Genomic DNA, 11,636 nt, shown 5'->3' with positions numbered 1-11,636 from the left:
GGGGTGATCGCTAAAAGTGTTTTTCAGATAGATAAAGTTATCGACCACACACAAACAACTGTGGGAGCGGGCTTGCCCGCGATAGAGGTAGTACAGACACTTTGGTAGTGACTGTCAGACCGCCATCGCGGGCAAGCCCGCTCCCACAGGGTCCAGGGTGGACAGGGGATTTATGATGTTGAGATCAGGGATCAGTAGTTGTTGGTGCCCATCCGGCACGCGATCTCGAACGCCTGCCGAATCGCCCCGACATTCGCCTTGCCCTGCCCCGCGATATCAAATGCGGTGCCATGCGCCGGGGTGGTAATCGGAATCGGCAAGCCGCCCTGCACCGTCACGCCGCGGGAGAAGCCCATCAACTTGATCGCGATCTGGCCCTGGTCGTGATACATCGTGACCACCGCGTCGAAGGCACTGGCATCGCCCTGCACCTTGAGGAAAATCGTGTCCCCCGGGTACGGCCCTTCCGCCGCAATCCCTAACGCCTGAGCGGTCCGCACGGCGGGGCCGATGATGTCCAGTTCTTCGCGTCCGAACGAACCGTTGTCGCCGTTGTGCGGGTTCAATCCACACACGCCGATGCGCGGCTTTTCCAGGCCATTGCGCTTGAGCGCGGTGTCGATCAACTGAATCGCTTCCACCACCCGCGCCTGGCTGAGCAGGCCCGGCACATCGGCCAAGGCGACGTGGGAGGTCACGCGTGACGTCCAGAGATTGTCGAGTACGTTGAACTCGCAGAACGGCCCGTGAAAATCCAGCAGTTCGGCGAACCAATGCAATTCATCGCTGTGGGCCATGCCGGCCATGTGCAGCGAGGTCTTGTTCAGCGGCCCGAACAGCACGGCATCAGTGATACCGGCCTCGGTCAGGCGCAAGGCTTTCTCCAGGGTATCGAGGCTGTAGCGACCGCCGATGTCACTGGCTTCACTGCGTGCGAATTCGCCGACCGTGTCGCCGCGATAGTCGTAGAACAGCGGCGTGTCATCGACGAACGACAGTTGCTCCAGCGACTCCACGCGACGGTAAGGAAACTCCATCCCGGCGATGCGCATGCCGCGACGCATTTCTGCTTCGTCGGCGATCAGGATCACATTGGCCTGACTGCGCACCTGGGGTTCGGCGAGCAGGCGTGCGATCAGTTCCGGGCCGATGCCCGCCGGGTCGCCCAGGACCATCGCGATGGTGGTTTTGTTCATGCTTCACTCCTCAAGGGTTCGGGCCATGTCCGATCAATGGCGCAAGGCTCGCAGCGATAAACCTGCTGCGCATTGCTGTAGAAAAGACGTTGCTGATCGGCACTCGGAAAATCGGCAACGATGGATTTGAAACCGCTATAGATGTCGTCGAACGAGCCGCACAGGCTGTCCACGGGGAAGTTGCTGGCGAACATCGCGCGGTCGCAGCCGAACATCGCTATGACTTCGCGCACGATCCAGGCGTTGTCCTTGGCACGCCAACGCTGACCGCCCTGGCCCAGGCCGGAAATCTTCACCCGCACATTCGGCCACTGCGCCAGCCGCGCCATCGCCAGGCGCCAACCGGCCAGGCCTTCGGCACTGCGGTCGTTGGGTAATCCGGCATGATTGAGAATCAGCGTGATACCGGGAAAGTCCCGGGCCAGGCGTTCGGCTTCGTGCAGATTCCACCAAGGCGTCTGCAGGTCGAAATGCAGGCCCAGGCCTTCAAGCGCGGCGTAACTGCGGCGCCAGTGTTCGTCACTCATCAAGCTACGCATGTGCCCAACCTGCTCCGGCGCGATCGGGCCGCCGGGTTTGTGGCGCACGCTGCGCACGCACTTGAAATTCGCTTGCTCGGTCAGCACTGCGATGGCGTCCGGATGGTCGAGCCAGGCTTGTGCGACGATCGCGTTCGGCACGCCATAGCGAGCGGCCAGTCCCTCGATGAAACGGGTTTCGCCAATCGGGTCTTGCGGGTTCCATTCGGTCTCGACATACACCGTTTGCACGACGTTATGGGCACCGGCATCGGCGAAGTAGTCATCGGGAAAATAGCGACGCTTGATCGCGCTGTAATCACCGTAGCGAAATGGGATGTTGGCCTCAGGCGCCAACCAAGGATGGTCATTGATCGCCGGGTCCCAGAAATGGTGATGCGCGTCTACGATCGGGCCGTCCCACACCTTAGTCATGACGCACCTCATCCAGGCTGATAAACAATGTGGCCAACACGAAGACCGCCGAGCACGCTGCAAAGAACCCCAGCACCGGCGCGAAACCGCCGGCCATTTGCACAATGACGCCCACCAGAATCGGCACCGCGATACCGCCCGTGCTGCCGGCCATGTTCATCACGCCGCCGATCAAACCGACCCTGGCCGGGCTGCCAGCAATGCCGGAAAGCTCCAGTAAAGACTGCCCCACATCAGGAAAAACGCCGTCATGGCCAGCAACGCCACGGCGGCAAAAGGATCGCTCAGGGTCGGCAGCAACAGGAACGCTCCCAACGCCACGACACCGGAAAACGCCAGCAGACTCTTGACCGCCACACCGCGGCTCACACCTTTGCGAATCAGACCGTCGCAGAGGAAACCACCGGTCAACGACCCCAACGCACCGCAGATGAAAATCACGAACGTCGCCGCGCCAATGCCCTTGATATCGAAGCCGCGAGCCTGCGCCAGGTAACTCGGGCCCCAGGTCAGCAAGCCGAAATAGACCATCGCCCAACTGGCGCGACCGATCAGCAGCCCCGTCAGTGAACGGGCCGCGATGCCCAGGCCCTTGACCGGCGCACGGGCGGCTTCGGCAGCCGGCGTGGCGCGTCCGGCGTTGATCTTCTCCAGCTCCAGGGCATTCACTTGTGGATGCGTGGCCGGGTCATCGCGCAGATAACGCCGCGCCAGCCAGGCCAGCACCAGAGTGGCGATGCCGGCAATCACGAAGGCCAGGCGCCACGAGTCCAGCGAAGCAATCAGGTAGGCAATGATCAAACCACCCACGGCCACGCCCAACGGGCTGCCACTGTCCATCAACACCGCGCCGCGACTGCGCTCACTCGGCGCCAGCCACAGGGAAATCAGTTTGCCACCCGAAGGAAACAGAGGCGCTTCGGCGGCGCCCAGCGCCACCCGGGCAAACAACAATGACAAGCCGCCCGTGGCAAACGCCGCCAGCACCTGAAACGTGCCCCACAAACCGGTGGACCAACTGATAACCCGGTGCGGGCCGAAACGGTCGATCAGCCAGCCGCCGGGAATCTGCAACAGCGCATACGCCCAGAAAAAGCTGCTGAGGATCAGCCCTTGCAGGCTCGGCGACAGGGAAAACTCATGGGCAATGGTCGGCATCGCAATGGACAGCGACACCCGGTCGATCAGGTTGATCATGGTCAACGCAAAGATGATCGCAAAGATCCGCCAGCGTACGCTGCTGGCTTTGCTCGCACCGGAGAGCGGGACAGCCGCTGCCGTTGATTGAACACCTGCTGATTGAACACCAGAGTTGTGCAGATGCAGGGAAGCACTGGGACGAGCCATGGTGCGTACCTCGATTTATTATTCTTGTGGTGACGACATGCCGCTGCGTGGCGGCGTTGGTGAGCACTATCGAAGGCTCAGTGATAACCGTCTAATCAAAACTTGAAATCAGGCGATAGCCACGAGTTATGGCATGCCCTGCTTTCAGGCAGCTTTCAACGGGCAGCGGCCCTTTCGGCTTTCCTCGAAAACCGCTCTGGCGCACAGCCTGGCGCCTCAGCTGCCACTTTCACTGCCCAGACCTATAACCCCAGGCTATCGGTGTATGTATTGTTTTGACTAGACGCGGGCCCTGAGGCTTCACACACTCAGGCCAGGCTTGCAGCAATCGAGCATCGACAAGCCACTCATAACAACTACAAAAACGAGGCCCTTCCATCATGCGAAATGCATTCGTCCGTCGCACCTCCCGTTTGTTTCTCGGCTGCACACTGATCGCCGCAGGCGCCCTTCCCGCTCTCGCCAACGCTGCCTGGCAGCCGGACAAAAACGTCGAAATCGTCGTCGCGGGTGGTCCCGGCGGCGGCACTGACCAACTCGGTCGCCTGATCCAGTCGATCATCACCACCCACAAGTTTCTCGATGTGAATACCATCGTCCTGAACAAGGGCGGTGGCAATGGTGCCGAAGCCTTTCTCGACCTGAAAATGAACAAGGGCGACCCGGAAAAACTGGTGATCGGCACCAACAACATCTACCTGTTGCCGCTGGTGTCCAAGCTCGGTTACCAATGGCAGGAACTGACGCCCGTCGCCGCCGTGGCCGAAGATGACTTCATTCTCTGGAGTTACAAAGACGCCCCCTGGAAGGACGCCAAGGGCTTCTACGCCGCGGTCAAGGCCGACCCGTCGAACCTGCGCATGGGCGGCAGCCAGTCCAAGGATGTCGACCAGACCCTGACCCTGCTGCTGAACCAGACCAACGACGCCAAACTCGTCTACATCCCGTTCAAGAGCGGCAGTGAAGCCGCGACCCAACTGGCCGGCAAACACATCGCCGCCAACGTCAACAATCCCAGCGAAAGCATCAGCCAATGGCGCGGCGACCAGGTCGAGCCGCTGTGTGTCTTCAGTAAAGAGCGCATGAACTACACCGAGAAAGTTGCCGGTGACAAATCCTGGGCCGACGTGCCGACCTGTCACGAAGAAGGCCTGGGCATCGATCAGTACCGCTTCCCGCGCACCGTGTTCATGCCGGGCGACGTCACTGCCGAACAGCGCGCGTTCTATGTTGAGCTGATGCGCAAAGTCACCGAGACGCCGGAGTTCAAGGCGTACGTGAAGCAGAACGCGCTGGTACCGACCTTCCTCGAAGGTGAGCCACTGACCGCCTACATTGAGAAGGACACCGCCCGCGTGACCCCGGTGTTTAAAGAAGCCGGCTGGCTGAAAAACTGAGTCGCCAACGGCCGTCCGCACGCGCACGGCCGTCATCTGCTGGAGGTGTTTTCATGTCCCAAAATTCGGATTCACCGGCGCTGGTCGGCACCCGCTGGGTCGAGCTCGGCCTGACACTCTTCACCACGCTGATCGGCGCGGTGGTGATGTTTGGCAGCGTCGAACAAGGTATCGGCTGGGGCGATTCCGGCCCTGAGCCGGGTTACTTCCCCTTTTACATTGGCCTGCTGTTGAGCGCCGCCAGTGTCGGCAACGGCGTGTTGACCGTGGTGCGCTGGCAAGCCCTGAGCGTTTCGTTCGTCAGCCGCAGCGCGTTCAAGCAAGTGTTGTCGGTGTTCATCCCGATTGCGCTGTTCGTCGCTGCCATGCCGTTCACTGGCATCTACGTGGCCTCGGCCTGTTTCATTGCCTGGTTCATGTGGCGTGACAAGGTCCGCGTCAAACCGTACGGCAAACTGATGATCGGCACGGTGTCACTGGGCGCGGTGCTCGCCAGCTACCTGATTTTCGCGCTGTGGTTCAAGGTCCCGCTGGATGCCGGCCCGATGGGCGACTGGATTGCCCTGGCCGGGAGAAATTTCAAATGAGCGAGTTCGATTCCCTGCTGCAAGGCATGAACCTGATCCTGACCCCGGGCCACATCGGCCTGATGGTGATCGGCGTACTGCTGGGCATTCTGGTCGGCGTGTTGCCCGGCCTCGGCGCCCCCAATGGCGTGGCGTTGCTGCTGCCGCTGACGTTCACCATGTCGCCGGTGTCGGCGATCATTCTGCTGTCGTGCATGTATTGGGGCGCGCTGTTCGGCGGCTCGATCACTTCGATCCTGTTCAACATTCCCGGTGAGCCCTCATCGGTGGCGACGACGTTCGACGGTTACCCTATGGCCCGTGAAGGCCGCGCCGCCGAAGCCCTGACTGCCGCATTCAGTTCCGCGCTGATTGGCGCATTGGCCGGGGTGTTGCTGCTGACATTCCTGTCGACCAGGATTGCCGCGTTCGCCATGTCGTTCAGCTCGCCGGAGTTCTTCGCGGTGTACCTGTTGGCGTTCTGTACCTTCATCGGCATGAGCAAGAACCCGCCGCTGAAAACCGTGGTCGCGATGATGATCGGTTTTGCCATGGCGGCGGTCGGCATGGACACGGTGTCCGGCAACCTGCGCCTGACCTTCGACCAGCCAATCTTGATGACGGGCATCAGTTTCGAAGTGGCGGTGATCGGTCTGTTCGGTATTGGTGAAATCCTCTGCACCGTCGAGGAAGGCCTGGTGTTTCGCGGCGAGCATGCGCGCATCACGCCGATGGTGATTCTGCGCACCTGGGCAAAGCTGCCGCGCTACTGGTGGACGATTGTGCGCAGCACGCTGGTCGGTTGCTGGATGGGCATCACCCCCGGCGGCCCGACTGCTGCGTCGTTCATGAGCTACAGCCTGGCGCGGCGATTCTCGAAGAACCGCGAGAATTTCGGCAAAGGTGAACTCGAAGGCGTGATCGCTCCGGAAACCGCCGACCACGCGGCGGGCACCAGCGCCCTGCTGCCGATGCTGACCCTGGGCATTCCCGGCTCGGCCACGGCAGCGGTGATGCTCGGCGGCTTGATGATCTGGGGCCTGCACCCTGGCCCGACGCTGTTCGTCGAACAGCATGATTTTGTCTGGGGCCTGATCGCCAGCATGTACCTGGGCAACGTGGTCAGCCTGATCGTGGTGTTGGCCACCGTGCCGCTGTTTGCCTCGATCCTGCGGATTCCGTTTTCGATCATTGCGCCGATCATCATCATGGTCTGCGCCATCGGTGCCTACTCGGTACACAACTCGTTCTTCGACGTGGTGCTGATGCTGGGCTTTGGCGCGCTGGGTTATCTGTTCAAGAAACTCGGTTATCCGATTGCGCCACTGGTACTCGCCGCCGTGTTGGGGGACAAGGCTGAAGATGCGTTCCGTCAGTCGATGCTGTTTTCCGATGGCCATTTGGGGATCTTCTGGTCCAACCCGCTAGTGGGTAGCCTGACCACGGCGGCGTTGCTGATGCTGTTCTGGCCACTGATTTCCAAGGCGCTGGGCGGCCTGATGGGCCTGCGCAAATCCCACGTCGCCAAACCCAAATCGGTGCTGTGACACGGCAATGCTGGCAACGCCTGACATTTGTTGGCAGGCTTGCCGCAGACTTCCCAGCGAGCCACGGCCCATGACCCGAATTCCTGCTGCCAATGTGATCCACAGTCGCCTGCGCCTGCGCCAACTGCGGTTGATGCTGGCGTTGCAGGAGTTCGGCTCGTTGCGCCGCGCGGCCGACCATATCGGCATGACTCAACCGGCCGCGACCAAGATGCTCCACGAAGCCGAGGACTTGCTCGGTGTCGAACTGTTCGAACGCCTGCCACGGGGCATGCGCTCTACCGCGTTCGGGGAAACCGTTATTTACTACGCGCGCATGGTGTTTGCCGAACTCAGCGGCATGCGTGAAGAACTGGTGGCACTGGAATCCGGCAACCTGGGGCGAGTCGCGGTCGGTGCGATTCCGGCACTGGCGTCGGGGCTGTTGACTCGCACCATCGCCACGCTGAAACAAAGCCATCCCCGACTGTCCATGAGCATCCAGGTCGATACCAGCGACGTGTTGGTCCAGGCGCTTTTGCAGGATCAACTGGATATCGTGCTGGGGCGGATTCCGGCCGGTGCACGCGCCGAAGAGTTGCTGTTTGACAGCCTCGGTGAAGAAGCGTTGTGCGTGATCGCCGGCGCGAAAAACCCACTGGCGCAGGAAAAACAACTGAGCTGGGCGGAGCTGCAGCACATGACCTGGGTACTGCAACAGCATCCCAGCCCGATGCGCGCCATCATCAATCAGGTGTTTCACAACGCGCGGGTCGATATCCCCAGCAGCATCGTCGAAACCACGTCGATCATGACCTTGCTCTCCCTGGTCCAGCAAACCGACATGCTCGGCGTCACACCGGTGTCGGTGGTTGAGGATTATCCCGGTCGTGATCTGCTCGCCATACTGCCGATCAAGTTCGAAGCGCGGCTGCCACCCTACGGGCTCATCACCCGCCGCCATCGCATTCAATCATCGGCGATGCAGGCGTTCATGAATTCGGTACGGGCCGAGCATGCGCTGGCCAAATAAAAAGACCCGGAGCCAATGCTCCGGGCCTTTGGGTGTTTACGCTGTCTTACGGAACACAAACACCAAGCCGACGATGATCAGCAGCATGCCCAGCAGGCTCAACGCCGCCAGCCTGTTGCCGAAAATCAGATAGTCCATCACCGCCGTTACCGCCGGCACCAGGTAAAACAGACTGGTGACATTCACCAGATTGCCCCGGGCGATCAGGCGATACAGCAGCAACGTCGCCAGCACCGACACCACCAGCCCCATCCACAACACCGGCACGATAAAACCTGTGCTCTGTTCGAAATGAAACGGCTGGAACGGTACGAAGATCCCGCACAGCAACAGCCCCGCCAGGTACTGCACCGGCAAAGTGCCCAGAGGATTGTCGGTGATGCGCTTCTGCATGATCGAGCCGAACGTCATGCTCGCCAGCGCCAGCAAACCGTAGAGCATGCCGGCCAGTGACATGCCGGCCAGACCGATGCCCTGATACACCACCATGATCAATCCGGTCAGGCCCAATGCCAGACCGAACATCCGGCTGATGGAGCGCTGACGCTCCATGATGACCACCGTCAGAATGGGCTGTACACCCATGATGGTCGCCATCACACCCGGCGTGACTTTCAGGTCCAGGGCCAGCAGATAGAAAATCTGATAAGCCCCCAGCAACACCATGCCCGTGGCCATCGCATACAGCATCGGCTTACCGCCCTTGGGCAACTTCAGCTTGAGCAACGGCACCAGCAACACCAGACCGCACAAGGCAATCACGAAGCGAAACAACAGAAAGGCAAACGGTGACGCGTGGGCCAGGCCCCATTTGGAGAAGATCGCCCCACTGCTCCACAGCAGGACGAACAGGCTCGTGGACGCCGCCGCGAGCGCGGTTTTTTTCGAAAGGACAAACATGAAAACCACCTGTAGTCAGGCAAAAAGCCAACTCAGCCGAAGCTGAAATTCAGTTGTTTTTTCTGGGGGCACAGGGGAACAGCAAAGAGACGCTGATCAGCCCGAAATGCCAACACCCGGCGGCGATACGACTGCACACACCGGTGTGTTACTGACAGGTGGGGGGTAATGACTGATCTGCACAGGCTGCTGATTCCCGCACGGCACCACGACAGCGTTGACCGCTGAATCGACTACCGCGTTGATGTGGGATGCAGGCATGGGCTGATCTTTTTTGATGAGGTTGACGGTGGGCTGGAAATCACCGTGCGCCGACTATAACCAGCGACTGACATAGATTGCAATGACCTGGACAAAGGGCCAGTAACGACAGCCGGAGAAGTGCTGCTTACTCTGAGTGAAAGGGAATCGCCCGCGTTGGGAGGACAGGGAATGCAAGAGATCACATGCCAAGGGAACGGACGTGTCTGCGGTATCAGTTGTATAAATCAAGGGCTCGAAAGCTGGCTGCCGCTAGTACTTCCCAGCTTCAACATGAACTGGAACTAGCCGGCCCAACCGCCCTCGATTTATCCAGGGTGCGCTTCGAAGCGATCAACGCGCAGGCACTGGGTGCTTTCGAGCATTGGGAACATCCACATTTTTCGTGGGGCGACGTTGTTGGATGGAAAGCTCGAGAGCCATTGGCTCTGGATATTGCCATCTGGTTCGAGGACGAACTCTGTGGAATGTGCTTCGCGAATCCAAACAAAAGTCGGTTGCGAATCCGCATCGTGCGACTGGAGGGGCGTCCAAAGGAAGCACATCCATTGAAAAATCGCGTGGCGACACTGTCGATGATTGCCATTGAACACTACGCAAAAATCATCGGCAGCCGATTCCTCGAAGTTCAGGAGCCTCAGGAAGGTGCGGTATCAATTTATCAGGAGCTTGGCTTTGACTTCGACACAGAAGGCCGGCTTGTCAAAACATTGGAGCACCTTGTATCGTGACAATTGTTCAATTAGTAACCAGCCACGGAGGGAATATGCGCAAAGTCATCAAGAGGTCCGCCACAAGGAAAAGCTCGCGCACTACTGAAGACAAGACCATCGCTGTAGAACTGACTGCCAGTCAGCGGCGTCTCTTACAGATACTTGTCACGGGCACCGAAGGCGACGAACCGAGCCTGCTCGCAGGACGCCCTTGAAAAAGGCGAAAAAAAACCGCTCCAGCAGACTGTGTGAAAACCTAGCAATCTGCGCAAAGCTCAAAGAAAATGCTCCGTATCGAAAGATACGGAGCATTTTTCGTTATGGCTTACATCCAAGGTGAGTCCCGTAGCCAGACCAGTCTGTTCCCGGTCTCGCTGGAAGAACTGATCCCCGAGGATCATCTCGTTCGGGTTATTGACCTGTACGTCGCCAAGCTGGATCTGGTGCAACTGGGCTTTGATAAAGCGCTGCCCAAAAGCACAGGTCGTCCTTCTTATGATCCTGCCGATCAGCTCAAGCTCTACCTCTATGGCTATTTTCAGCGGATTCGCTCATCGCGGCGTCTCGAAGCCGAGTGCCAGCGCAACATCGAAGTGATGTGGCTGATCAACCGGCTTAAGCCCGACTTCAAGACCATCGCCGACTTTCGCAAAAACAACAAATCCGCCTTTGTGGCGACGTGCGGTGCCTTCGTCCGGTTTTGCCGCATGGCCGGTCTGATCGCAGGAGACTTGGTGGCCATCGACGGCAGCAAGTTTCAGGCAGTCGCTTCCTCGCGGCGCCATATGAACCTCAAGCAACTCAAGCGTCAGGAAGAAAAACTGGATAAGCGCATCGCTCAGTATCTGGCCGAACTGGATGAGGCTGACAGGCTCGATGCGGGAGAGGTGATTGATCGCGGCGCGATCAAAACAGCACTGGTGCAGCTTAAAGTTCGCCAGCAGGACAATCAGAGCTGCCAAGCGCTGATGAACTCGATGGGCCTGGAGCAGTTCAACACCCACGAAAGCGATGCCCGAATGATGCGCACGCCCAAGGGGCCGCGTGTGTCCTATAACGTGCAGAGCGCCGTGGATGCCAAGCATTGCCTGATTCTGCATCATGAGGTTACCCAGGATGGCGACGACCGCAAGCAACTCGAACCAATGGCTAAAGCCGCCAAAGAACAGCTGGAACAAGATGCCCTGACCGTGACTGCCGATGCCGGCTACTCCAACGGCCAGCAGTTTCAGGCCTGCGAGGAGGCTGCGATTACCGTTTATGTGCCGCCCAACCGCTCGGTCAATCCTGGTGGTGAGGACTTTTTTGAGCGCAAAGACTTTATCTACGAAGCCGAACACGATCGTTATCAGTGCCCGGCAGGCAAGTGGTTAACGCTCAAACAGCGCCACAAGGGCGATCGGATCTATCAGGCAGATGTCAGCGACTGCGCCGCCTGCCCGCTCAAATCCCAATGCACTGGCGCTCAGCGCCGCTACGTCTCACGCCACGCCCATGAAGAAGCCTTTGAGCGAATGGAGCAACGAATGCTGGCCCATCCGCAGATGATGGCCAACCGAAGATCCATTGTTGAGCACCCCTTCGGCAACCTGAAGCAATGGCTGTTTGGCAATGCTCGCTTCCTGTTGCGTCAACTGGAGGGCGCGAGAGCGGAAATGGCCTTGGCAGTGAGTGCCTACAACCTAAAACGCGCAATTAGTGTGCTCGGGGCCCGCCAATTGATGGCGTTAATGGGCTGAAAGGC

The 11,636-nt window shown here is 59.4% G+C and carries 9 protein-coding genes and 1 pseudogene; 6 read left to right on the top strand and 4 right to left on the bottom strand.

From position 1 onward, the window contains the following. Positions 1-191: 191 nt before the first annotated feature. The 3 genes and pseudogenes from LOY55_RS06940 to LOY55_RS06930 form a co-directional block, all read right to left on the bottom strand. On the bottom strand, positions 192-1,196 hold the full coding sequence (locus tag LOY55_RS06940) for a 4-hydroxythreonine-4-phosphate dehydrogenase PdxA (protein WP_223522420.1): 1,005 nt from the start codon (positions 1,194-1,196) through the stop codon (positions 192-194). Then, positions 1,193-2,149, bottom strand: coding sequence for an amidohydrolase (locus tag LOY55_RS06935; RefSeq protein WP_258667822.1), 957 nt, complete (start codon positions 2,147-2,149; stop codon positions 1,193-1,195). Before LOY55_RS06935 ends, LOY55_RS06940 begins: the two co-directional genes overlap by 4 nt. Beyond that, positions 2,142-3,496, bottom strand: a pseudogene (locus LOY55_RS06930) (MFS transporter). Before LOY55_RS06930 ends, LOY55_RS06935 begins: the two are co-directional and overlap by 8 nt. Positions 3,497-3,876: 380 nt before the next feature. On the opposite strand from LOY55_RS06930, the gene LOY55_RS06925 reads away from it, so the two are divergent. The 4 genes from LOY55_RS06925 to LOY55_RS06910 all read left to right on the top strand — a co-directional run bounded on the left by LOY55_RS06925 (position 3,877) and on the right by LOY55_RS06910 (position 8,018). Beyond that, the gene (locus LOY55_RS06925; RefSeq protein WP_223522417.1) at positions 3,877-4,893 is read left to right on the top strand and encodes a tripartite tricarboxylate transporter substrate binding protein; all 1,017 of its coding nucleotides are present in this window, start codon (positions 3,877-3,879) and stop codon (positions 4,891-4,893) included. A 53-nt stretch (positions 4,894-4,946) separates the two neighbouring features. After that, positions 4,947-5,480: a tripartite tricarboxylate transporter TctB family protein gene (locus tag LOY55_RS06920; RefSeq protein ID WP_223522416.1), complete on the top strand. Its 534-nt coding sequence runs from the start codon at positions 4,947-4,949 to the stop codon at positions 5,478-5,480. Next, positions 5,477-7,006, top strand: a complete 1,530-nt coding sequence (locus tag LOY55_RS06915) for a tripartite tricarboxylate transporter permease (RefSeq protein WP_109787958.1) — start codon at positions 5,477-5,479, stop codon at positions 7,004-7,006. The genes LOY55_RS06920 and LOY55_RS06915 overlap by 4 nt, the downstream gene beginning before the upstream one ends. 70 nt (positions 7,007-7,076) lie before the next feature. Then, positions 7,077-8,018, top strand: a complete 942-nt coding sequence (locus LOY55_RS06910) for a LysR family transcriptional regulator (RefSeq protein WP_046033313.1) — start codon at positions 7,077-7,079, stop codon at positions 8,016-8,018. Positions 8,019-8,054: 36 nt separating this feature from the next. On the opposite strand, the gene LOY55_RS06905 is transcribed toward LOY55_RS06910, so the two are convergent. Next, complete coding sequence (locus LOY55_RS06905; protein ID WP_046033312.1) at positions 8,055-8,918, bottom strand: DMT family transporter; 864 nt, start codon at positions 8,916-8,918, stop codon at positions 8,055-8,057. Between the two features lie 446 nt (positions 8,919-9,364). Here LOY55_RS06905 and LOY55_RS06900 point away from each other — a divergent pair, with 446 nt between their 5' ends. Together LOY55_RS06900 and LOY55_RS06895 are read left to right on the top strand one after the other, a co-directional pair. Continuing rightward, positions 9,365-9,910 (top strand): hypothetical protein, encoded by a 546-nt coding sequence (locus LOY55_RS06900; RefSeq protein ID WP_109787956.1) that lies wholly within the window; start codon positions 9,365-9,367, stop codon positions 9,908-9,910. A gap of 302 nt (positions 9,911-10,212) precedes the next feature. After that, complete coding sequence (locus LOY55_RS06895; protein ID WP_223525272.1) at positions 10,213-11,631, top strand: IS1182 family transposase; 1,419 nt, start codon at positions 10,213-10,215, stop codon at positions 11,629-11,631. Positions 11,632-11,636: the final 5 nt, after the last annotated feature.

The sequence above is a fragment of the Pseudomonas sp. B21-040 genome (genome assembly GCF_024748695.1).
Taxonomy (GTDB): domain Bacteria; phylum Pseudomonadota; class Gammaproteobacteria; order Pseudomonadales; family Pseudomonadaceae; genus Aquipseudomonas.
Note: the sequence above shows the minus strand (reverse complement) of the source record. Positions and strands in the feature narration are given on the sequence as shown.